This is a genomic window from Sphingorhabdus sp. (genome assembly GCF_044239665.1).
GTDB lineage: Bacteria > Pseudomonadota > Alphaproteobacteria > Sphingomonadales > Sphingomonadaceae > Sphingorhabdus_B.
In genome coordinates, this window is the sequence record NZ_JBIIBA010000017.1 from 17832 (window position 1) to 39438 (window position 21607).

Consider the following 21607-nt stretch of genomic DNA (forward strand, 5'->3'; position numbering starts at 1 on the left):
AAATATGATTCGACTTTCTACTAGGCTCGTTGAGGGGGCCGTTGCTGCTGACATGCTATGTTCGGGCAAATCCGACCTGTTGGCGCAGCTATCGGTTATTGCGGCCGAAAATTATTTTGTCGACGCCAATGCTGTTCTAGACGGCATGATTGAACGTGAGCGACTTGGCCCGACCGGTTTTGGTGGCGGAACAGCGATACCCCATTGCAAAGTCTCAGGCATCGACATGCCTGTGGCCGTATTTGTCCGGCTGTTAAAACCAGTGCCTTATGATGCTGTCGATGATGAGCCAGTTGATCTGGTCTGCGCACTTGTTTCACCGGCGCAGGACGGTGCATCACATTTGCGCGCATTGGCGGAGGTATCACGCCTGTTTCGGGATGAGAAATTCCGCGCGCAATTGCGCGGTGCGGCAGATTCGTCGGCGATGTTTGCGCTGCTGACCTTGTCTGAAGAGCGTGACGCGGCTTGATTGAACCGCGGCTTGCCAGCGGCGTTCTTATCTCCGCCATCAAGCGCATGGTGGAAGCGGAAGGTGATTTTGCCACCGTTCTGAAAAAGGGCGATGCGGTCTCTGGTGCGATATTGCTTATCGGGCAGGTGCGCGGCGCAGACCCCAAAATATACGAACGCTATCCATCATTAGACGGCCAGACCGCTTGGCAAATGACGGATTTAAAAGAATATACTGGCGACGCGGTACAGGATTATTGGCAAAAGCGTTGCGCGCGCGACCCAGATTTGTGGGTTTTTGAACTGGATGTCGCGTCCGGTGCACGGTTGGACGGACTTCTGACCATGTTTGTTTGACTTTGCTGCGCCGCGCCATAGATGCGGGCCATCGAGTAGCGAAGGTTGTCATATCGGGCACAAATGGGGTGGCCAGACAAACACGCGAGTCGGATGCAACAAAAGACGAACAAGAATAAACTAAGAGAGTTTCGTCTGCTGGTGCCGCCGCTTTAATGTATGTTTAATGTTGAAATTTTTTCGGGCTGCCTCTTTGGTAGCCATATCTTGTACCCTGATTTCTGCCGTCATTACTGCGGAGGCAGGATTTGCTTTTGGTAATGACCAAGGCACTCAGTTAAGCGCCAATAATATCATCACAGACCCAGCGCAGATCGCCGCCGAACAGGCGCAGTTGGATCTGGAGAAAAGCGGTAAAGTGACCGTCACGCGCGCCGACAATGGCGACATTGTTTATACGCCAAGTAACGGCTTTATCCCCAAATCGCTCCTAAACCCCAACGATGTCGATGCAACAACTGCATCCTCACTCACCCATCTGGTGCGCACGCACGCTATGGATGACAGCTTAAGCAAAGAAGAGCGGTGCCTTGCTAGCGCGGTCTATTTCGAAGCGCGGGGCGAAACGCTTGCTGGCCAATTGGCCGTGGCCCGCGTGGTACTGGCCCGCGCTAATTCGGGTCGCTTTCCCAGCACATTATGCGGCGTCGTCCACCAAAAGGGTCAGTTTTCCTTTGTTCGCGGCGCAAATGTGCCGTCGATCCAAACGGACAGCATGCATTGGCGCAACGCGGTTGCGATCACCAACATTGCACTGGATAACAGCTGGAAAAGCCCAGTTGAAGGCGCATTATTCTTCCACGCCCGTCATGTTTCGCCAGGATGGCGTCTGACGCGGATTGGCAGTGTAGACAATCATATCTTCTACCGCTGATCTTCGCGACCGGAATGCACGATAAGGGCCCCATAAGGGGCCTTTATTTTGTTCACTTTTCGTTCTATGCATAGATAATGGATCAGGTCATTAATATAGCATCGATTTCGGGTGCGCTGGCCGTTGCGCGCGGCGTTTCGCGTCTATTCTTGCGCAACCAGATTGTGGCGCAACCCGAGGTTAGCCTGCGCAACAATCGCCGCGCTGATCTCATGGGCCTCAGCAACAAAGGCGAGATTATCATCGTCGAAATCAAATGTGCGCGCGCCGACCTTTTGGGTGATCAGAAATGGCCAGAATATCTCGAATATTGTGACCGCTTTTTCTGGGCAGTGCCGGCTGGGTTCGACCTTAGCCCGCTGCAAAATGATACGTTCATACCCGAACGCGCCGGCTTGATTATTGCCGATGCTTATGATGCCGAAATCGCGCGGCCAGCAGCATTGGTGCCGCTCGCCCCTGCGCGCCGCAAAACCGAAACACAGCGGCTCGCGCGGTTAGCCATGCGCCGCTTGATGGGAATATCTGACCCTGACTTCGCGCTATCTGGGTTGGAATGGGAATAGACGCTAGCTGGCCTTATTGGGGTTATACCAAATAGGGGATGAATACGCCCGCTCCTGCGCCTTTAACTCCGTTCCTGGCAGCAATTTTGCACCATAACGCAAGGCATCAAACAACACCCAGCGCGGTGTCGGTATCTCGATAACCCGCACATAATAAAATGCGCGGACATTGCGGTTAAATTCCGGATCGGTCCACACCGTCCGCAATTCCGGATCGCCAATGCTGTTGGTATAGCTCGCCTTTGCGATGTTTACAGTGTCGCCGACCGTCGGGACTTTGCCATTGGCACCTTTACGCCTTTTGTCGGCATCACCCCATACAACGTCGAAAATCTTTTCCTGCAATTTGCCGGAAGAATCCACCCAACCTTTGACGACCTGAACGCGATCAAGATTTGCGCCCATCGGGTCTTTCAACGCAGAAATCATGAACTTTGGTGCGCCGTTGCCGGGTTTAAGGTCTGCGCCCATGGGCACGCCCTTGGCATATCCCGTCTTTACCCAGTCGCCTGCGAAATCCGTGTCATTAAAACCCCAACCGCCAAAGAAACGCACTGTCATGCGCGGACCAGTTGTGGCGTACACCTCGCGGCGCATCATTGCGTCAAATATCGCGGCGCGTGTATTGGCCGTGGCCCATACCGCAGCATAGCCGCCCGCCAGATAGTGCCAACCGATACGTCCTTCCCTTGTGCCCAGATTTTGGGCCTGCGAAGCCCGCAGTTTATTTGGTTCGCCGCCGGAATGCTTGCCAAAAAAGTTATCTTCGTCGCCAGTGGCCAACGCCGTATGGCTGTCAGTTGATCCGATGACCCCGAATTTATAGGGATTCACGCCGGTGCGCGCTTCAATCGCAAGACCACGCTTCAACGCCTCACGAATATATTCACCCGCATAATCCTGCGGCTTCTTCTTGGCCTGCATGGTCAGATTGCCAAGATCCCAACCTGCGGTGCCGAAACCAGAGAATTCGTCGTTCGGCGACAAAAATGGATGCGATTCACTATCGCCCTTGATTTGCGTGATCTCGGTCACTGGCTCGCGCGCCGCGCGCCGCCGTGCATAGGCAGCAGTCATGGGGCCACCATCAGGGCCAACCAATTCGAACATCAAACCATTGGACAGATTGCTGTTATGGGGAATCGCCAGCACCTTGCCGCCAGTGACCTTCTCATAATTGTCCATATAGTCCCACAATTGGCTGACCGGCGTGTCGCCTTGGCCAGGGTCGTAGGGCAGGACCTTGTCGGTGCGGCTTTTGCCATCGCGGAACATGACGACGCGGTGCAAATTATTGCCGCCGGGCATCAACGTATATTCAAAGCCCATGAAAGCTGTGAACTTGCCAGGTTCATTATAGCGTTCGACAAGCGTGCTATGACCCGTCCAGATGCTGGTCCCCGTCTTGCGCTGTCTTTCGGGATCGGTCAGCGCAGCAGGAAGCGTGTTGCGGCCCGCACGGTCGATGAGTTCGCCGGTCACGCGCTGCATGCCCTCTGGCCCCTTATGCATTTCGGTGTGCCAACGCTTCAAGGTGGGGTCGCGGACGAGAAATCCGGGCGCATCGTAAAGCGCCTTGGTTGCCCCAAGCCCGCCGGAGTGATCCGCGATCACAAGAAAATCAAGCGGTCGTTCCAACTTGGCTTTCATCCCACCAGTCGACACAACCTCTTCACCACGCGCAAAACGAAGCGCCTCTTCTGGTCCAAGCTTTACGCCAAAGCCAAAGGCATCGATGGAATTGGCGGTATGAAGATGGGTATCGCCCCACAATAACATATTGGCAGGGCCGGACGTGACTTCAGCATCGGACGAAACTTGCGCCACGCGTGAATCATCCATGATGCTTTTGTCACGATATTGTTGCCACCCATAAACAAGGCCTGCACCAATCGCCACGACGGCAACGCTGCCCAATATGATCTTGCCTATTTTGGCCATTTTCAACTCTCCCTCATTAAAAATGCTCCGGAAAATCGCGCTGGTCAAGACGGCGTTATATTCCGTTACGTTATGGGTTGTTTCATGCTCCAGATGAACCCTGCCGGACGGGCATCATGGACCTCTGCTAAGCCTATTTCCTGATTTTCGGCGCCTAAAATGGACTCTGTACGATAGGTGCCAAAACAGCGGTCCCAAAGCGTCAGCGCAAAACCGAAATTATTTTTCTGTTCCTCAACCAAAGTGCTGTGGTGCACCAGATGCATGTCGGGCGTCACCAACAACAGCCGCAACATCCGGTCAAGCTTGCGTGGTAGGCGGATATTGCTGTGATTGAACAGCGCATTGGCGTTGAGCCAAGTTTCAAACGCCAATACGACAAGTAACGGCGCGCCAAGCAATGCGACAATCGCTGATTTGTAGAATGTCGAGACAATCAGTTCAAACGGGTGGAACCGCAGCGCGGTGGTCACGTCCAGATCGCGGTCGCTGTGGTGGACCGCATGCATGCGCCACAGATAGGGGCTGCGATGCATCCAAAAATGCTGAAACCAAACGGCGAAATCAAGGATGACAAACGCGATTGCTGCCTCAAGCCAAAAGGGTAAGGCGACCAAATTGAGCGCGCCAAACTGGTGCGCCTCTGCCCAATTTGCAGCCACGCCGACCACGACCAAAAACGACAGCAGTCGGCCGATGACGGCGTTGCTGACGAAGAATAATGCGTGCGTGCGCCACCGTGGGCTTCGGCCCAACACCAACGCGCGGCGTGGCCAGATTGCTTCGACGCTTGCGAGCAGCACAAGCAACAAGGCGGGGATAGCTATCGCATAATGGCCAAGCCCCGCCTGTATCATGCGCGTTATGCGTCCGCCTGTGCAAGGAAAGGATAATCGGTATATCCTTCGGCACCGGGCGTATACCAAGTTTTGAAGTTATCTGGCGTCAGTTCCGCGCCAATGCGCAACCGTTCAACAAGGTCGGGGTTACTGATATACAGACGGCCAAAGCTGATCGCATCGGCAAGGCCCGAGGCCAGATCGGCATCCGCCAATTCCTTGGTATATTCTTGGTTCAGCACCAATGGGCCTTTAAATACCTTGCGGATCTCAGGTGACACGCGCGGCACTTCGGTTTGTCCAAAATTACCATAAGGTTTGATTTCGCGCAGCTCAAGAAAAGCGATGCCGATATCCTGCAACGCCGCGGCCGCTGCGGTGAACAATGCAACTGGGTTGCTGTCGTCCGCGCCTTGGGTCTCTCCATTAGGGGACAGGCGAACCGATGTCCGATCTGCGCCCACAGCGTCCACCACGGCCTGTGTCACTTCGCGCAGCAAGCGGATACGATTTTCGATCGGGCCGCCATAATCGTCGGTGCGCACATTGGTGTTATCGCGCAGGAACTGGTCAATCAAATAGCCATTGGCAGCGTGCACCTGCACCCCGTCAAAACCTGCGGCGATCGCGTTTTTCGCGGCATGGACATAATCCGACACAATACGCGGAATTTCCGAAATATCGAGCGCGCGGGCTTGCGTATAATCCTTCTTGCCCTCTGCTGTATGCGCATAGCCGGGCGCAGTGGTGGCCGAAGCCGAAACGCATGGCGCGCCGCCCAAGAAATCTGGGTGCACAAGACGGCCCATGTGCCACAATTGCAGGATGATCCGTCCGCCCGCGTCATGGACGGCTTGCGTTACCGGTTTCCATGCTGTGATTTGCGCGTCGGACCAGATGCCTGGGGCCGATGGCCAGCCAAGGCCTTCTTGGCTAATGCCCGTTGCTTCGGCGATAATCAGGCCTGCGCTGCTGCGCTGGCTGTAATAATCTGCCTTCAGGTCGGACAAAGGGACATGTTCGCCTTCACTGCGTCCGCGCGTCAATGGCGACATCAATATGCGATTGGGCGCGTTGATGGCGCCAAGTGTAATTGGGTCGAACAAAGTTGCAGTCATGCGATTTCCTGTCATTAAGGCGTAAATTTGAAGCCAAGATGCGGATGAAAGTTGCAAATTGCAACGGGGGTTTATGCAGCAGAAGATTTTACATCAGCAATCGCCAAGCTTGCTCGCCTTTGCCGCATTGCTTGCGGGCAATGTCGCGATTGCTTTTGGCCCGTTGCTTGTGCGCTATGCGGATAGCGGACCGATCGCGACCGGATTTTGGCGGCTGGCGCTGGCTACGCCCTTTTTGTTTTTCGTCGGCTACCGGTTCGGGTTTCGCTTTTCTGCGGTCAGCCGCCCGACCTATTGGATCGCCATCGTCGCAGGCTTGTTTTTCGGCGTCGATATCATCTTGTGGCATATTGGGATTTTTCAGACAAAAATGGCCAATGCGACGCTGTTCGCCAATTGCGCCAGCTTGTTGCTGGTGATTTATGGCGTCATTGTAGCACGCAAAATGCCTTCGAAATGGGAGAGCACGGCCGTATTGTTCGCCTTTGTCGGCGCGGCATTATTGATGGGACAAAGCCTTGAGCTGTCCCCGCGCCACTTTACCGGCGACCTTTTGTCGCTTGGCGCTGGCCTGACCTATACCGTCTATTTGGTGCTGATGATGAAGATGCGGCAAAACACCGAAAGCTGGGGCGCGCTGGGTATGGCGAGCGCTATTGCGGCCGTTGTCCTTTTTGCTGGCGCCGTGTTTGCAAATGAACAAATCATTCCCACGGTTTGGTGGCCCGTCCTCTTGCTCGCCTTTACCTCGCAATTTTTCGGTCAAGGCTGCCTCACTTATGCTTTGCCGTATTTCAGCCCATTGGTGATTGGCCTTGCCTTGCTGTTGCAACCCGCTTTGTCCGCGACGGCTGGCTGGCTAGCCTTTGGCGAGATGCTGACGCCGATGGATTTTATGGGCAGCGCGCTTATCATGATCGCGCTGGTTCTCGTGCGTAAGCAATAGCCCTTTTCTTGAACGTGGCGAACGCCTACATGGTATGTATGTCCAAAAACGCCCTTCCTTCTGACCCGACAATTGATGAAATTCGGCTCGCCCTTGCGCCCGTCATTGGCCGCCATGCCGGCTTTGACGGATGGTCCGAAGCGGCCGTCCATGCCGCCGCGGACGAGATGGGCGTTGACGGCGATGTTGCCATGCTCGCGTTTAAGGGCAAGGGCATCGACATGATTGACGCATGGGTTGAGGGCGTTGATCTGGAGCTCGCCCGCCGCCTACCAGCCGAAAAACTGAATGCGATGAAAATCCGAGACCGGATCACGGCCTTGCTAGCGACGCGGCTAGAGATCATGGCGCCTGACCGGGAATCCTTGCGCCGTGCGCTGGCCATCATGGCGATGCCACAGAATCTCGCGCGGGCCGCAAAAATGGGCTGGCGTTCGGCGGATCGCATGTGGCGACTGGCCGGCGATAACGCCACAGACCTTAATCATTATACCAAGCGGATGATTTTATCGGCGGTATATGGAAGCACCTTGAGCGTTTTCGTTAATGATGACAGCGAAAACTTTGCCGACACCCGCGCTTTTCTGGACCGCCGGATCGACAATGTGATGCAGATTGAAAAAGTGAAATATCAGGCAAAGCAGCGCAAGGACTATACGCCAAGCCTGTCACGTTTCATCGGTCGGCTGCGCTATCCCGCGCGTTAATGCAAATCCCTATTGATGTTATTGCGAATCGGTTGCAAATAACAGACATGCAACTTGATCATCTTCCGTTGAACCAAATCGCCATAATTAAGGGCATTGATTGGGAATCCTTGCCTGATCAAGAGGGGCATCGTTTGCGCGCGCTGGGTTTTGAACCCGGGGTGACAATAGAGGCATTGCATAAGGGTATATTGATGTGGCGTGATCCATTGGCGGTCCGGGTTGGCCGCATGACCGTCGCGTTGCGTACAAATGTTGCTGCCGCGATTGATTGCGAATTATCCGTATGACGCAAATGCCGCCCCTGGTCGCATTGGTCGGCAACCCTAATGCTGGGAAAAGTGCGTTGTTCAATGCGCTGACCGGCGCACGTCAGAAAATTGCCAATTATCCCGGCGTCACGGTTGAACGTAAATCGGGCCGCGCCGCTTTTGCCGATGGGCGTCCGGTTGAAATGATCGACTTACCCGGCGCCTATAGCTTGGATCCCGACAGCCTTGACGAAGCTGTCACGCGCGATGTTGTCTTGGGTAATCTTTCGGGGCACCGCCGCCCTGACGCATTGGTGATCGTGCTCGATGCGGGCAATCTCGACAATCATTTGCGCTTTGCCCTTGAACTGATTGCGCTGGGCCTGCCGACGGTGGTTGCGCTGAATATGATTGATCTTGCGGAGCGCGATGGCCTTCGGCTCGATGCGCAGACACTGGCCGGCGCGCTGGGCGTGCCAGTGATTGAAACCGTTGCCGTGCGCCGCCGCGGGCTTGAACCCTTGATGACGGCGCTTGATGGCGCGCTCAAAAATCCCGTCGCACCCGTTGAACCCGTGGCGACATCCTTTGGCGCCCAGAACAAGCGCGCACGCGATATTGCCCGTTCTGCTATCATCAGCGAAACCGCAGGCCGCCAATGGACGCGCAGGTTGGACACAGTTTTGCTGCATCCGGTGGGCGGCGTCGTGATATTATTGGGCCTCTTGTTCCTGATGTTTCAGGCGGTCTACGGTTGGTCCGAAGCCCCAATTGGCTGGATTGAAAGTGGCTTTGCTTGGCTCAGCGATAACATTAAAAATGTCATGTCCGACGGATATCTGCGTTCGTTTCTAACAGATGGCGTCATTGCCGGTGTTGGTTCCGTCGTCGTATTCTTGCCGCAAATTCTGATCCTGTTCCTCTTCATTTTGTTGCTTGAGGCATCGGGCTATATGACCCGCGCTGCCTTTGTAATGGATCGCATGATGGCAGCGGTTGGCCTGTCGGGGCACAGTTTCATACCCTTATTGTCCTCCTTTGCGTGTGCCATTCCGGGCATTATGGCGACGCGGACGATCATGGATCAAAAAGAGCGATTGGCCACGATCCTCATTGCGCCGCTGATGACCTGCTCGGCGCGTCTGCCGGTCTATACTGTCATCATTGGCGCGTTTATTCCGGCCTCCAGCGTTGGTCTCGGTATCGGTCTCCAGGGTCTTGTCCTTTTCGGCCTGTATATCGCAGGTATATTGGGCGCAATGCTGGCAGCCGCGGTCATCCAGCGCTTTGTGACGCAAAGCCGTACGAGCAGTTTCCTCATCGAAATGCCACGTTACCAATGGCCACGTTTAGGTGATATTGCGATCAGCCTATGGCAGCGCGCATGGGTGTTTTTGCGCCGTGCAGGAACGATCATCTTTGCCGCGACGGTTATTTTATGGGCGCTGTTAAGCTTTCCCAAGGCACCAGATGGCAGCAATGTTTCGCAAGTTGAATATTCGGTTGCAGGCCGCATAGCCGATGGGATTGAACCGATTGTTCGCCCGATTGGCTTCAACCATGATATTGCCTTGGCGCTCATTCCGGCGATGGCTGCGCGCGAAGTTGCAGTATCGGCGCTCGCCACAGTCTATGCCATTGACGCGGCGGATGAAGATGCTGCGGCGACCAGCCTTGGGCCAAAGCTGGCGGCGGATTGGTCGTTGGCGACGGCCTTGGCTTTCCTCGCTTGGTTTGTTTTCGCGCCGCAATGCATCTCGACGATTGCTGTGACACGGCGTGAAACCAATGGTTGGAAATGGCCCATCTTCATGGTCAGCTATCTTTTTGCGCTGGCGTATGCGGCTGCTGGGATTACATATTGGACAGCGCGTTCCTTCGGCTTATAGCGGTCCCACAGAAAATTTTACTTAAAGGACGGGAACATGGCGGGAAGCGTCAATAAAGTCATCATCGTTGGCAATTTGGGCGCGGATCCTGAAGTCAAATCATTCCAGAATGGCGGCCGGATCTGCAATTTGCGCATCGCGACGTCGGAAGATTGGAAAGACCGCACCACGGGCGAAAAAAAGGAACGCACCGAATGGCACAGCGTTGTGCTCAATTCGGACGGCCTTGTCGGCGTGGCCGAACGCTTCTTAAAAAAAGGCAGCAAGGTGTATATTGAGGGCCAATTGCGTACGCGTAAGTGGCAGGATGCCTCGGGCAATGACCGTTACACGACCGAAGTTTCAGTCGCCGGTTTTGATGGCAAGTTGGTGATGCTGGATGGCGCCAAGGGCGGCTCAGGCGGCGGCGACGGCTGGAACGGTGGCGGCGCATCATCCGGCGGTGGTTCGGGTAGCGGCAATAATTGGGGCGCTGGCGGCGGCGGTAGCAGCGGCGGATCGTCAGGCGGCTTTGGCGGCGGTGACTTTGATAATGACCTTGACGACGACGTGCCATTTTGATCCCACATAAGGGGCATATAGCCGGGGCCGTGATGAAAAAAGCAATCTTGGTCCTTGTTCTGCTTGGCGCAATTGTCGCCTATTTCCTTTTCGATCTTGGCCAGATTCTGAGCCTTGAAAACTTTAAGGCCAGCCAAGCAGATATCGTCGCGGCGAAGGACGCTAATCCTGTCCTCTATATCGCCGGGTTCTTCATCCTATATGTCGCCGTGACGGGGCTTTCGATTCCCGGTGCCGCGATCATGACATTGATTGCGGGCGCGTTGTTCGGTGTGGTGGTTGGCACAATCATCGTTTCCTTTGCTTCCACCTTGGGGGCGACTTTGGCGTTTTTAAGCGCCCGTTTCGTGTTGCGCGAATGGGTGCAAGGCAAATTTGGGGAACGTCTGCGCGCGATTGACGAAGGCCTAGAAAAGGATGGTGCTTTCTATCTTTTCACGCTGCGCCTGATCCCTGTATTCCCGTTTTTCGTCATCAACCTTTTAATGGGTCTTACGCGCATCAAAACGGGGACATTTTTCTGGGTCAGCCAATTGGGCATGCTGCCTGCGACCATCGTGTTCGTGAATGCGGGCACGCAGATCAGCCGTATCGAAAGCACCGCTGGTTTATTGTCACCAATGCTGATTGCCTCTTTTGTCGCGCTCGCACTTTTCCCTTGGGTGGCAAAGGGCCTTGTCGCTTTGGTGCAACGCAGCCGTGGCTGAACGCTGGAAAAAACCCAAACGGTTTGACCGTAATCTTATCGTCATTGGCGCAGGGTCTGCGGGATTGGTCTCGGCCTATATCGCAGCAATGGTGCAGGCCAAGGTGACGTTGATTGAAGCGCATGAGATGGGCGGGGACTGCCTGAACACCGGATGCGTGCCGTCCAAGGCGCTCATCAAAAGCGCCAAGGTCGCACACCAGATTGCCGATGCCGCGCGCTTTGGTATTGACGTTGGTGCGCCTATCATTGACTTCCCCGCCGTCATGCGCCGCGTGCGGGATGTCATCACGGCTATTGAACCACATGATAGCGTTGAACGCTTTACCGGCCTTGGGGTCGACTGCGTGCAGGGCTATGCGCGTTTCGTCGACCCATGGACCGTCGAGATTGACGGCGCACGGCGATTGACGGCCAAATCCTTTATCATCGCCACAGGCGCAGCGCCGCTTATTCCGCCGCTACCCGGTGTGGAGAATAGCGGATATCTAACCAGCGAAACTTTGTGGGACGCCATGTCCATGCGGTCTGCCGCGCCAGACAGGCTCGTCATCTTGGGTGGCGGGCCGATCGGCTGTGAACTGGCACAGGCATTTCAGCGGCTCGGCTCAAACGTCACCATAATCGAGATGGCGGACCGTTTGCTGTTGAAGGAAGATGCAGACGCCGCTGCATATGTAACGGCGCGTCTTGAGGCCGAGGGCGTATCGGTCCTAACCAACCATCGCGCATTGCGGTTTGAGGCAAATAAGACGCTCATTGCGGCCGGACCAGACGGCGCGGCAGAAATTGCATATGATGACACCATCATTGCCGTCGGGCGCACGCCCCGCGTCGCTGGCTTTGGTTTGGAAGAGCTTGGGCTGATCGTCGATGGACGGTTGGAAAACGACGTATATTTGCGCACCAACCTGCCACATATTTTATGCGCCGGCGATGTGGCGGGACGTCAGCAGCTCACCCATGGCGGCAGTCATGAGGCCTGGTATGCCAGCGTGAACGCGCTGGCGCGTCCTTTCAAAAAATACCGCACCGATTATCGCGTCCTGCCGCGCGTGACCTATACCGAACCGGAGTTGGCGACGGTTGGCCTGACCCAAGCCGAAGCCGAAGCGCAGGGCCTTTCCTTTGATATCACGCGTTATGATTTGGATGACCTTGACCGCGCCATTGCCGAAAGCGAGGCGCATGGTTTTGTGAAAATCCTGACCGCAAAGGGCAGCGACCGGATATTGGGCGCGACGATCATTGGTCAGAATGCAGGCGAAATTCTCGCTGAGGTCACCTTTGCCATGAAGCATAATATGGGCTTGCGCAGTATCCTCCAGACCATTCATCCTTATCCCACATGGGCCGAAGCGAACAAATATGCTGCGGGGCAATTTGGCCTTGCACGCAAGCCAGAGGGCTTGTTGAAATGGGCTGAACGCTGGTTCCGCTGGCAGCGGGGTTAGCTGAAACTTTTCGCTGCGAGGATGAAGCGTTGCACGACCGTCAGTAGGCACAATGCAGCAAAGACAATCGCCAGCGTCGGGAAAAAGCCCGGAAACAGGCAAAATAGCGCGAAAAATGCGATGGTCTCTGCGCCCTCCATCAACCCTGTTGAATATATAAATGCCTTTGGCCCATGCGCGCCGTCGTCGGACGCCTGCCGCGCGGCAATGGCGGCAAAGGCCAGAAAGCTGACAGCGGTCAGCGTGAAGCTGGCGACCAGCAGCAAAGCGGGTATTTGGTTAACCGGGTCCATCAACCCGAACGTCACCGGAATGGAGAGATAGAAAATATAATCGCAGATGGTGTCGAGATAGCCTCCAAACTCTGTCGGCCCTTTGATACGGGCCACCGCCCCATCTAACCCATCAACGATCCGGTTCAGCAGGATAAAGCCTAAGGCTGCTGCAAAATTTGACTGGCTGACGAAAAACGCAGCAGCCAGCGCAAGCCCTGCGCCGCTGATCGTCAACATATTTGCCGAAATGCGGGCGTCCACGATCCCAACCGCTATGCGGTTAAGTGCAGGGTCGACGAACCGGCGAAGCGCCACGTCAAACATGGCGGGCGGCAATCATTTTTTCGCCAACAAGTCCTTGAGGCCAGCCAACGCACCCGTCGGGGCCACATCTTCCTCGCTCTTTACGCCAGCGGCCTTGAGCATTTTCTCCGCCTCCGGACTGCGTGGATAAGGGTTAAGCGCAAGGCCAAGCGATTGGGCCACGGCCTCACCCAAATCAATAGTCTGACCATCGTGGAACATTGTGTCGCAATCGTCGGCTTCTAATTCAAGTTCAACTTCGCCGCTCATAACGGGTTCGGGGATGAAACGGATATGCACCACTTCGTCCATTTTGGCAGGAACAGGGTTGTGCGAGGCAATGCAATATTGCGCAAGGTCAGCGGAGAAACGGCCAGTTGCCACCACGCCTTCGGCATCATGTGCCAGCGAAATCTCCGCCTTTAGCGAATCCAATGCAGCCAGATCAAAACGCGCCATCAGGCCAGCACGCGCCGCCGCGTCTGCGGACAGTTGCAGATTGCGGCTATGGCTTCCCACTTCGGAAAGCTTGACCACATGGCTGAACTCATTGGCCGTCACCATTTGGCGTCGCCCTCTATCAACATATCTGGCAATTGCGCGCCAAGTGCACGTTCGACATCGAGCAAGCCCTGACGTGTATGCGCAAGCGCGTCTGGCGATGGCGCAGCACTGCGATACAGGTTGCGGACCAAGGCATCGTCAAGGGCGCTGTGATCGGCCATCGCATTGCGCAACGCGCCTAACCTGCCGCCAACGGCGCTCATGATCTGACCGATATGCTTTCCCACAATCATGTCGCCAATGCCGACTTCGCGGAGTTGACCGTCCATGTCATCGACAAAAACCTCCGTCAGCCGCGCCATATCAAGGGCGTGGTCCTTGCTTTCTTCCAGCCGCAAAAGCACGAGAGATAGTATTGTCGCCACCATGTCGAACCTGCCGTCAAGGCTATCGGGGACCGCGCCTTCGACATACCAATGCGGATCACGTGCCTTGGCCACAATTTGGTTATATAAAGGGACAAGCTTTATTTTAGGGTCAGGTTGCCCGTTGCCGAACAGTCGTTTTAATAATGTCATCACGGCGAACTCATCCTTACTCATGCAGCATTCATCTGGGATTGCATATTGATATTGCGCCTTAAGGATGCAATGGCAAAGGCCCAAGTTTAGTGGATTAGCGGAGAAGTCTATGCGTGCGTCGCAAATTGCCGGTCTTGCAACATTGATTGCCGCTTTGACTTTGTCGACGGGATGCACCCGCCTGCGTTCACACCAGGGTTATATTGGTGATCAGACTTTGCTGAATTCGGTTCAGCCGGGCGTCGACAATAAGGAATCGGTTCAGGCATCGCTGGGTCGCCCAACCTTTGTTGGCCAGTTTGACCAGAATGACTGGTATTATTATTCGCGTGACGCAAAGCAACTGGCGTTTTCGCAGCCAAAGGCTGACAAGCAATATGTGTTAAAGGTCCGTTTTGACCCCGCAGGCAATGTCGCGTCGATTTCCCAAACGGGCACGGAATTGATTTCGAAGATCAGCCCGATAGGCGATAAAACGCCGACATTGGGTCGCGACACAAGCTTCTTTGAAGAAATATTCGGCAATATCGGTGCGGTCGGTGCCGGTGGCGGTCAAGGCGCGACGCCGAATAGCCCGAATTGAAAATAATGCCATAACGGGGGCATCACCATCCGGTTGATGCCCCTGAATGATGCCGCTTTATAAAAGCTTCGTCACCCTGAACTTGTTTCAGGGTCCATCTATCAGCCGGCATTTTCGGTTTATTCGGCGAGATGGATGCTGCACAAAATTGTGCTCTGCACGCCTTCGGCCCCAGCATGACGGTGTTGGATCGGTCTTTGTTTCTTTGTGCGAACTTGCACAGCTTTTTGGTTCGCACGAAGACACAAAGACGATTGTTTGGCCTATTAGTGGTGGCGAGCGCCCTATGCCAACTGGTCCGACATTTAGGCTATTCCGCAATCCCCGCAGCAGCCAACACAGCAAGCGTCACAAGGTCGCTGGTGCTTGATGCCATTGTTGCGACCTGCACTTGGCGTTCCATGCCCAGCAACATCGGGCCAATGACCTGATCCCCACCCAATTCGCGCAACAATTTGGCCGAAAGGTTCGCGGACTGAAGCCCGGGCATGATCAGGATATTGGCAGGGCCAGATAGGCGACAGAATGGGTAGTTTTTCATGAGCGCTGGGTTCAACGCAACATCGGGTGGCATGTCGCCTTCATATTCGAAATCGGGCCGACGTGCGTCCAACATCGCAACCGCATCGCGGATATTGTTAAGCCATGTTCCCGCGGGATTGCCAAATGTTGAAAAGGACAAAAACGCAACGCGCGGCACATGCCCCATGCGGCGGGCAACAGCGGCGGTCTTCTCGGCGATGTGCGCGAGTTCCTCGGCGCTTGGCCGCTCGTTCACGGTGGTATCGGCAATAAACACCGTGTGCGTTTTGCCGACCATGACGTGAATACCAAAGGGGACAGCATCCTTTTTCGCGTCAAGTACGCGGCGCAGTTCGCGTAGCGTCTGACCAAAGGTGCGGGTGACACCCGTGATCAGGGCATCGGCCTGATCCATTTGCAGCAGTAACGCGCCAAAGATATTGCGGTCACGGTTGACCATCCGCTGAATATCGCGGCGCAGATAGCCGCGGCGTTGCAAGCGGTTATAGAGCCGGTCGACCATTTTATCGACAAGTGGGCTTGTGGCGCTATTGTGGATTTCATAGTCATCGGGGTTAGCCCCGAGCTCCACCAGCTTCTCCGTCACGCGGGCATCACGGCCAATCAGAACCGGAATGCCATAGCCATCCTGTTTAAACTGGACGGCAGCGCGCAGGACGACATCTTCTTCTGCCTCGGCAAAAATCACGCGCTTGGGTTTCGCGCGTGCCGCCTCATACACTTGGGTGAGCGCCGATGTCGTCGGGTTCTGCCGAGCGCGCAGGCTGGCGCGATAGGCGTTCATATCGGCAATCGGTTTTTGCGCCACGCCCGAATCCATCGCGGCCTTCGCAACGGCGGAGGCCACGATTTCTATTAGACGCGGGTCGAATGGCGACGGGATGATGTAATCCCGCCCGAATTTGTGCATGAGGCCGCCATAAGCCGCGGCTACTTCTTCGGGCACGGTTTCGCGGGCCAGTTGCGCCAGCGCGTGTGACGCGGCAATCTTCATTGGCTCGTTGATGGTCGTCGCGCGCACATCCAACGCACCGCGGAACAGAAACGGGAAGCACAGGACATTGTTGACCTGATTGGGGAAATCTGACCGGCCCGTCGCGATAATCGCATCCGGCCGCGCCGCGCGCGCCACCGGCGGAGAAATTTCGGGATCGGGGTTTGCCATGGCAAAAATGATTGGCTGATCCGCCATGGATTTCACCATATCGACGCTCAAGGCATTGGCCGCCGACAGCCCCAGAAACACATCCGCGCCAACAATCGCTTCTGCAAGGGTGCGTGCGCTGGTCTTTGCGGCATGCGCGGATTTCCATTGATCCATGCCTTCGGTCCGGCCCTGATAGATGACACCCTTCCGGTCGCACATTATGACATTATTGTGCGGCACACCCATGCCCTTGATCAGCTCCGTGCAGGCAATCGCCGCAGCGCCAGCGCCGTTGCAAACGATCTTAATGTCTTGAAACGACTTTCCGGTGAGCTCGCACGCGTTGATCAACCCGGCGGCTGCTATGATCGCCGTACCATGTTGATCATCATGAAATACGGGGATGTTCATCCGTTCTTTCAATGTTTGTTCAATGATGAAGCAATCGGGTGCGGCAATATCTTCCAAATTGATGCCGCCAAAGGTTGGTTCCAACAATTCAACCGCGTCAATGAAGCGCTGCGCATCTTCGGTGTTCACTTCGATGTCGATGGAGTCGACATCGGCGAAGCGTTTGAACAAGACGGCCTTGCCTTCCATCACTGGCTTTGATGCCAAGGCCCCTAAATTGCCCATGCCGAGAATCGCGGTGCCGTTGGAGATGACCGCGACAAGATTGCCTTTGGCGGTGTAATCATAAGCTGTGGCCGGATTATCATAAATGGCCTGCACCGGCACAGCGACGCCGGGCGAATATGCAAGGCTCAGGTCACGCTGAGTCGCCATTGGCTTAGTCGCCACGATTTCGATTTTGCCGGGGCGTCCTTGCGCATGGAAATCAAGTGCTTCCTGCGGGGTGATTTGGACGTCGCTGTCGTTCATTCTTGGCCCTGACTATTTATCATCAATTAATCAGCCCTAACGCGCTGCTGACGCAAGGGCAAGCATTGCCCTGCTCGACAGGCTTCGCTAACGCTTTGTTCATGGCGGGGGACAACACACCGACACCCATGATGGTGCAATATCTTGGTTTGAAGGCCAAGGCAGGCGATTGCTTGCTGTTTTACCGCATGGGTGATTTTTTCGAATTATTCTTTGATGACGCCCGCGCGGCGGCAGCGACGCTGGATATTGCCCTGACCTCGCGCGGCGAACATGATGGCAAGCCCATCCCCATGTGCGGCGTGCCTGTCCATGCAGCCGAAGGTTATTTGGCGCGGTTGATTAAGGCGGGGCATCGCGTTGCGATTGCCGAGCAGACGGAAAGCCCTGATCAAGCCAAGGCGCGTGGTGGAAAGACCTTGGTCACGCGCGATATTGTGCGCTTTGTGACCGCAGGGACGCTGACTGAGGATAGTCTGCTGGACAGCTGGGCGTCCAATATGCTCGTGGCAGTTGCGCCGGTCGGAGAGCTTTTTGGCATCGCCGCCGCCGACATTTCGACGGGCTATTTTGAACTGGTCACGGTGACAGCTGGCGCGCTTGAGGCCGAGTTGGCGCGGCTTTCCGCCAGCGAGTTGGTTGTGCCCGACGGTTTTGCAGAACTGTCGGGCGCCAGCATGCGGCCACGGGCAGATTTTGACAGCATCGTTGGCAGCGATGTGTTGCGGCAGCATTTTGCGCTGAACACGCTGGATAGCATTGGCCCTGTTACGCGTGCAGAGCAGGCGGCGGCTGGCGGCCTGATTTCTTATCTCGCCCATGCCGGGCAGGGCAAAATGCCCTTCCTAAAACTGCCCGTTCGCCGCGAGGTGCATGAACATCTTTTGATTGATCAGGCCACGCGCGATAGTCTGGAGATTAACAGCGCAAGCAAAGGCGGGCGCACAGGCTCGTTGCTGGCCGAGGTTGACCGCACAATCACGGGCGCAGGTGCGCGGCAACTGGCCGCTGATCTGGCTGCGCCCCTGATGGACCAAGCGAAAATCGATGCGCGTCTGTCATTGGTGCAATGGTTCCATGACGCGCCGTTAACCCGCGATGCCGTGCGCGCGGCTTTGCGGCAGCTACCCGATATTGCGCGCGCGCTTGGCCGTGTTGTAGCGGGACGGGGCAGCCCAAGGGACTTGGGCCAGATTCGGGACGGCTTGGATGCGGCGCGGGCTTTGCGTGAACGTCTGGGCGTGATGGCAGGTCGGCCGGAGCTGCTGGATCACCTTCTGCCCGCATTGGATGGCCATGGCCATATGGTGGATCTGCTGGCGCGCGCTTTGGTGGCTTCGCCGCCCACCGACGCGACGCAAGGCGGCTATATCGCCGAAGGCTATGATCCCGCTTTGGATAATCTGCGGGTGGCGGGGCGCGATGGACGACAAGCGATTGCGCAGTTGGAAGCGCGTTATCGTGATGCCACGGGCATATCCGCGCTCAAAATCCGGCACAATGCCGTTCTGGGCTATTTTGTTGAGGTGCCTGCCAAGCATGGCGATGCGCTGATGGCTCCTGGAACAGGCTTCACCCATCGGCAAACGATGGCAGGGGCGGTACGATTCAATTCGCCGGAATTGCATGAAGAAGCAGTCCGCATCACGCAAGCCGGCGGCCATGCTTTGGCCGCCGAAGCCGCGCATCTGGAAGAGTTGATTGCGCTCATACTGTCCCGCCGCGATGCCATTGCTATAAGCGCCGATGCCTTGGCGCGCATTGACGTGTCAGCCGCACTCGCCGAGCGCGCTGCACAGAGCAATTGGTGCCGCCCAACTTTTGTGGCGCATCCGTGCCTTGAGATCGAAGGTGGGCGTCACCCCGTTGTCGAAAGTGCGCTGGCAAAGTCGGGCGACCGTTTCATCGCCAATGACTGCAAGCTGTCGCCCAAAAAGCGGTTATGGCTCGTCAGCGGTCCGAACATGGGCGGAAAATCCACCTTTTTGCGGCAGAATGCGTTGATCGTTTTGCTGGCGCAAGCAGGCAGCTATGTGCCTGCAACCTCGGCGCGGCTTGGCCTTGTCGACCGATTGTTCAGCCGCGTTGGCGCGTCGGACAATTTGGCGCGTGGGCGGTCAACCTTCATGGTCGAAATGGTCGAAACCGCCGCGATTCTTGCCCAAGCGACCGAGCGCAGCTTTGTGATATTGGATGAGGTTGGGCGCGGCACCTCGACCTATGACGGCCTTGCCATTGCCTGGGCCGTGGTGGAGGGCATTCATGAAACCAACCGTTGCCGCTGCCTGTTCGCAACGCATTATCACGAACTGACGCGGTTGGTGGACAGCCTTGACGCGCTGTCGCTGCACCATGTGCGTGCGAAAGAATATAAGGGCGATCTGGTCCTGTTGCATGAGCTTGCAGATGGTCCTGCCGACAGAAGCTATGGCATTGCGGTGGCAAAGCTTGCCGGTCTGCCGCCGCAGGTTGTGGCGCGCGCAAGTTCCGTGCTTGCCAAGCTCGAAAAAGGCCGCGCAGAAACGGGCGGACTTGCAGCGGGCCTTGGCGACTTGCCATTGTTCAGCGCCGCTATCGATGCCGCCGAGGCGAAGGTTGACGCCTTGCGTGAGAAACTTACGGATCTCGACATTGACGCACTCAGCCCACGCGCCGCGCTTGATTTATTATATGAACTCAAGCGCGCGGCGGGCGAAAACTGATTAGGTCCCCATCCTAGGTTAGCGACAGAAACAGTCCCGCCAGCGCCGCACTCATCAGGTTCGACAGCGAACCCGCGGCAAGCGCTTTGATACCCAGCTTTGCAATCATTGGGCGTTGATTGGGGGCAAGGCTGCCGGTGACCGCCATCTGGATGGCGATCGAGCTGAAATTGGCAAAGCCGCACAAAGCGAACGTCACGATACCGACGGTTGGTGCGGACAAATCTTTCAGCGCGCCCAAGTCGATGAACGCCACAAATTCGTTCAAAACGACCTTTGTCCCGAAAAGTCCGCCCGCCTGAATAGCTTCATGCCAAGGCACGCCGAGCAGGAACATGATGGGCGCAAAAACATAGCCGACAATCTGCTGAAAACTCAAACCGGGCAGACCGAACCAACCGCCAATGCCGCCCAAAATACCATTTGCCAAGGCAACCAAGGCAACAAATGCCAGCACCATTGCACCGACGGCAACGGCAAGCTTTACGCCAGTTTGCGCACCTTGCGCTGCGGCCATGATGATGTTGGCTGGTTTCTCTTCTTCATCTTCATGCGCCATTTCTGGTTCATTATCAGGATGCGGGTTCGCCAATGCAGGGTCGCCTTCTGTCACCAATGCGGGCGGGACGTCGGGCATCATGATTTTCGCCATCAATATGCCGCCGGGCGCGGACATGAAAGCCGCGGCGAGCAGATAATCAATGCGAATACCCATTGATGCATAAGCGGCAAGAATGGTGCCAGCAACGCCCGCCATGCCAACGGTCATGACGCAGAATAATTGTTCAGGCCTTAACCCTGCGAGATAAGGTCGAATGACCAATGGCGATTCCGACTGGCCAACGAAAATATTGGCTGCGGCGCACAGGCTCTCGACTTTGGAGATGCCGGTAATCTTTTGTAACCCACCACCAATCCAGCGGATTACATATTGCATGATGCCCAAATAATAGAGGATGGAGATTAACGACGCGAAAAAGATGATGACGGGTAAGGCTGCAATCGCAAAGCTGTTACCGCCGATTTCCGGAGAGGCTAGCGGACCAAAGATGAACTGCGTCCCTTGGGCCGAATAGCCAAGCAAATTGGAAACGCCGGTCGAGGCTGCATTCAACGCAACCTTGCCCCATGAGGTATATAACACCAAAGCTGCAAGACTTGCCTGCAGGGCAAAAGCCGCACCGACGACACGGAATTTGATCGCGCGACGGTTGGACGACAATAAAACCGCAACCGCCAAAATGACGATCATGCCCGCGATGCTCAATAAAATCTGCATGTATAGCTTCCCCGAAAACCGTCACCCTCGATTTCATTTCTCAGCCTTATTCCGACAACTGTAAGAATTAAGGCGCTGAAAAAGACCCGCGCAACGGCATTTTACGTTTCCCCATGTGACCTAGCGCCATCGTTAGTCTTGCGCCA

The 21607-nt window shown here is 55.9% G+C and carries 21 protein-coding genes; 13 read left to right on the plus strand and 8 right to left on the minus strand.

Annotation, left to right across the window (positions count from 1 at the left end):
- Positions 1 to 4: 4 nt before the first annotated feature.
- From ACILP3_RS06810 to ACILP3_RS06825, 4 genes are all read left to right on the plus strand, one after another.
- The gene (locus tag ACILP3_RS06810) at positions 5 to 472 is read left to right on the plus strand and encodes a PTS sugar transporter subunit IIA (protein ID WP_395615902.1); all 468 of its coding nucleotides are present in this window, start codon (positions 5 to 7) and stop codon (positions 470 to 472) included.
- Positions 469 to 810, plus strand: a complete 342-nt coding sequence (locus ACILP3_RS06815; protein ID WP_395615903.1) for a DUF1491 family protein — start codon at positions 469 to 471, stop codon at positions 808 to 810. The genes ACILP3_RS06810 and ACILP3_RS06815 overlap by 4 nt, the downstream gene beginning before the upstream one ends.
- Before the next feature lie 166 nt (positions 811 to 976).
- Positions 977 to 1684, plus strand: a complete 708-nt coding sequence (locus ACILP3_RS06820; RefSeq protein WP_395615904.1) for a cell wall hydrolase — start codon at positions 977 to 979, stop codon at positions 1682 to 1684.
- A 77-nt stretch (positions 1685 to 1761) separates the two neighbouring features.
- Positions 1762 to 2250, plus strand: a complete 489-nt coding sequence (locus ACILP3_RS06825) for an MmcB family DNA repair protein (RefSeq protein WP_395615905.1) — start codon at positions 1762 to 1764, stop codon at positions 2248 to 2250.
- 3 nt (positions 2251 to 2253) lie between these two features.
- Here the strand turns inward: ACILP3_RS06825 and ACILP3_RS06830 are convergent, their stop codons facing one another.
- The 3 genes from ACILP3_RS06830 to ACILP3_RS06840 form a co-directional block, all read right to left on the minus strand.
- The gene (locus ACILP3_RS06830) at positions 2254 to 4191 is read right to left on the minus strand and encodes a DUF3604 domain-containing protein (RefSeq protein ID WP_395615906.1); all 1938 of its coding nucleotides are present in this window, start codon (positions 4189 to 4191) and stop codon (positions 2254 to 2256) included.
- Between the two features lie 65 nt (positions 4192 to 4256).
- The gene (locus ACILP3_RS06835; RefSeq protein WP_395615907.1) at positions 4257 to 5048 is read right to left on the minus strand and encodes a sterol desaturase family protein; all 792 of its coding nucleotides are present in this window, start codon (positions 5046 to 5048) and stop codon (positions 4257 to 4259) included.
- A 5-nt stretch (positions 5049 to 5053) separates the two neighbouring features.
- Positions 5054 to 6148: an alkene reductase gene (locus ACILP3_RS06840; RefSeq protein WP_395615908.1), complete on the minus strand. Its 1095-nt coding sequence runs from the start codon at positions 6146 to 6148 to the stop codon at positions 5054 to 5056.
- 73 nt (positions 6149 to 6221) lie between these two features.
- Here ACILP3_RS06840 and ACILP3_RS06845 point away from each other — a divergent pair, with 73 nt between their 5' ends.
- Genes ACILP3_RS06845 through ACILP3_RS06875 form a run of 7 tightly spaced genes read left to right on the plus strand, consistent with a single transcriptional unit; the run spans position 6222 to position 12662 of the window.
- On the plus strand, positions 6222 to 7094 hold the full coding sequence (locus ACILP3_RS06845; RefSeq protein ID WP_395615909.1) for a DMT family transporter: 873 nt from the start codon (positions 6222 to 6224) through the stop codon (positions 7092 to 7094).
- A 38-nt stretch (positions 7095 to 7132) separates the two neighbouring features.
- A complete protein-coding gene (locus ACILP3_RS06850) occupies positions 7133 to 7801 on the plus strand; it encodes a COQ9 family protein (RefSeq protein ID WP_395615910.1) in 669 nt (222 codons plus the stop codon).
- A gap of 47 nt (positions 7802 to 7848) precedes the next feature.
- The gene (locus tag ACILP3_RS06855) at positions 7849 to 8091 is read left to right on the plus strand and encodes a ferrous iron transport protein A (RefSeq protein ID WP_395615911.1); all 243 of its coding nucleotides are present in this window, start codon (positions 7849 to 7851) and stop codon (positions 8089 to 8091) included.
- Positions 8088 to 9941 (plus strand): ferrous iron transporter B, encoded by a 1854-nt coding sequence (locus ACILP3_RS06860; RefSeq protein WP_395615912.1) that lies wholly within the window; start codon positions 8088 to 8090, stop codon positions 9939 to 9941. Before ACILP3_RS06855 ends, ACILP3_RS06860 begins: the two co-directional genes overlap by 4 nt.
- Positions 9942 to 9977: 36 nt before the next feature.
- Positions 9978 to 10502 (plus strand): single-stranded DNA-binding protein, encoded by a 525-nt coding sequence (gene ssb / locus ACILP3_RS06865; protein ID WP_395615913.1) that lies wholly within the window; start codon positions 9978 to 9980, stop codon positions 10500 to 10502.
- A 32-nt stretch (positions 10503 to 10534) separates the two neighbouring features.
- Positions 10535 to 11209, plus strand: a complete 675-nt coding sequence (locus tag ACILP3_RS06870; protein WP_395615914.1) for a TVP38/TMEM64 family protein — start codon at positions 10535 to 10537, stop codon at positions 11207 to 11209.
- Complete coding sequence (locus ACILP3_RS06875; protein WP_395615915.1) at positions 11202 to 12662, plus strand: dihydrolipoyl dehydrogenase family protein; 1461 nt, start codon at positions 11202 to 11204, stop codon at positions 12660 to 12662. The genes ACILP3_RS06870 and ACILP3_RS06875 overlap by 8 nt, the downstream gene beginning before the upstream one ends.
- Here the strand turns inward: ACILP3_RS06875 and ACILP3_RS06880 are convergent.
- From ACILP3_RS06880 to ACILP3_RS06890, 3 genes are read right to left on the minus strand one after another with little or no spacing between them, the layout of a single operon-like run.
- Positions 12659 to 13261 carry a CDP-alcohol phosphatidyltransferase family protein gene (locus ACILP3_RS06880; protein WP_395615916.1) on the minus strand — a complete coding sequence of 201 codons (603 nt, stop codon included), beginning with the start codon at positions 13259 to 13261 and terminating at the stop codon, positions 12659 to 12661. The genes ACILP3_RS06875 and ACILP3_RS06880 overlap by 4 nt on opposite strands.
- Positions 13262 to 13273: 12 nt before the next feature.
- Positions 13274 to 13804, minus strand: a complete 531-nt coding sequence (locus tag ACILP3_RS06885) for a YceD family protein (protein ID WP_395615917.1) — start codon at positions 13802 to 13804, stop codon at positions 13274 to 13276.
- On the minus strand, positions 13798 to 14346 hold the full coding sequence (locus ACILP3_RS06890) for a ubiquinol-cytochrome C chaperone family protein (protein ID WP_395615918.1): 549 nt from the start codon (positions 14344 to 14346) through the stop codon (positions 13798 to 13800). Before ACILP3_RS06890 ends, ACILP3_RS06885 begins: the two co-directional genes overlap by 7 nt.
- Before the next feature lie 88 nt (positions 14347 to 14434).
- Here ACILP3_RS06890 and ACILP3_RS06895 point away from each other — a divergent pair, with 88 nt between their 5' ends.
- On the plus strand, positions 14435 to 14908 hold the full coding sequence (locus ACILP3_RS06895) for an outer membrane protein assembly factor BamE (protein ID WP_295489247.1): 474 nt from the start codon (positions 14435 to 14437) through the stop codon (positions 14906 to 14908).
- Positions 14909 to 15218: 310 nt separating this feature from the next.
- Here the strand turns inward: ACILP3_RS06895 and ACILP3_RS06900 are convergent, their stop codons facing one another.
- Complete coding sequence (locus ACILP3_RS06900; RefSeq protein ID WP_395615919.1) at positions 15219 to 17480, minus strand: NADP-dependent malic enzyme; 2262 nt, start codon at positions 17478 to 17480, stop codon at positions 15219 to 15221.
- Positions 17481 to 17581: 101 nt separating this feature from the next.
- Between ACILP3_RS06900 and mutS the strand changes: the two genes are divergently transcribed.
- The gene (gene mutS / locus ACILP3_RS06905; RefSeq protein WP_395615920.1) at positions 17582 to 20182 is read left to right on the plus strand and encodes a DNA mismatch repair protein MutS; all 2601 of its coding nucleotides are present in this window, start codon (positions 17582 to 17584) and stop codon (positions 20180 to 20182) included.
- 13 nt (positions 20183 to 20195) lie between these two features.
- Here mutS and ACILP3_RS06910 read toward each other — a convergent pair whose 3' ends face one another.
- On the minus strand, positions 20196 to 21461 hold the full coding sequence (locus tag ACILP3_RS06910) for a NupC/NupG family nucleoside CNT transporter (protein ID WP_395615921.1): 1266 nt from the start codon (positions 21459 to 21461) through the stop codon (positions 20196 to 20198).
- Positions 21462 to 21607 lie beyond the last annotated feature (146 nt).

Excerpts from the sequence above, each read along its gene's own strand:
- ACILP3_RS06810 (WP_395615902.1), top strand. The coding sequence starts at position 5 with ATGATTCGACTTTCTACTAGGCTCGTTGAGGGGGCCGTTGCTGCTGAC.
- ACILP3_RS06820 (WP_395615904.1), top strand. The coding sequence starts at position 977 with ATGTTGAAATTTTTTCGGGCTGCCTCTTTGGTAGCCATATCTTGTACC.
- ACILP3_RS06825 (WP_395615905.1), top strand. The coding sequence starts at position 1,762 with ATGGATCAGGTCATTAATATAGCATCGATTTCGGGTGCGCTGGCCGTT.
- ACILP3_RS06830 (WP_395615906.1), bottom strand. The coding sequence starts at position 4,191 with ATGGCCAAAATAGGCAAGATCATATTGGGCAGCGTTGCCGTCGTGGCG.
- ACILP3_RS06835 (WP_395615907.1), bottom strand. The coding sequence starts at position 5,048 with ATGATACAGGCGGGGCTTGGCCATTATGCGATAGCTATCCCCGCCTTG.
- ACILP3_RS06840 (WP_395615908.1), bottom strand. The coding sequence starts at position 6,148 with ATGACTGCAACTTTGTTCGACCCAATTACACTTGGCGCCATCAACGCG.
- ACILP3_RS06845 (WP_395615909.1), top strand. The coding sequence starts at position 6,222 with ATGCAGCAGAAGATTTTACATCAGCAATCGCCAAGCTTGCTCGCCTTT.
- ACILP3_RS06850 (WP_395615910.1), top strand. The coding sequence starts at position 7,133 with ATGTCCAAAAACGCCCTTCCTTCTGACCCGACAATTGATGAAATTCGG.
- ACILP3_RS06855 (WP_395615911.1), top strand. The coding sequence starts at position 7,849 with ATGCAACTTGATCATCTTCCGTTGAACCAAATCGCCATAATTAAGGGC.
- ACILP3_RS06860 (WP_395615912.1), top strand. The coding sequence starts at position 8,088 with ATGACGCAAATGCCGCCCCTGGTCGCATTGGTCGGCAACCCTAATGCT.
- ssb (WP_395615913.1), top strand. The coding sequence starts at position 9,978 with ATGGCGGGAAGCGTCAATAAAGTCATCATCGTTGGCAATTTGGGCGCG.
- ACILP3_RS06870 (WP_395615914.1), top strand. The coding sequence starts at position 10,535 with ATGAAAAAAGCAATCTTGGTCCTTGTTCTGCTTGGCGCAATTGTCGCC.
- ACILP3_RS06880 (WP_395615916.1), bottom strand. The coding sequence starts at position 13,261 with ATGTTTGACGTGGCGCTTCGCCGGTTCGTCGACCCTGCACTTAACCGC.
- ACILP3_RS06885 (WP_395615917.1), bottom strand. The coding sequence starts at position 13,804 with ATGGTGACGGCCAATGAGTTCAGCCATGTGGTCAAGCTTTCCGAAGTG.
- ACILP3_RS06890 (WP_395615918.1), bottom strand. The coding sequence starts at position 14,346 with ATGAGTAAGGATGAGTTCGCCGTGATGACATTATTAAAACGACTGTTC.
- ACILP3_RS06895 (WP_295489247.1), top strand. The coding sequence starts at position 14,435 with ATGCGTGCGTCGCAAATTGCCGGTCTTGCAACATTGATTGCCGCTTTG.
- ACILP3_RS06900 (WP_395615919.1), bottom strand. The coding sequence starts at position 17,480 with ATGAACGACAGCGACGTCCAAATCACCCCGCAGGAAGCACTTGATTTC.
- mutS (WP_395615920.1), top strand. The coding sequence starts at position 17,582 with ATGGCGGGGGACAACACACCGACACCCATGATGGTGCAATATCTTGGT.
- ACILP3_RS06910 (WP_395615921.1), bottom strand. The coding sequence starts at position 21,461 with ATGCAGATTTTATTGAGCATCGCGGGCATGATCGTCATTTTGGCGGTT.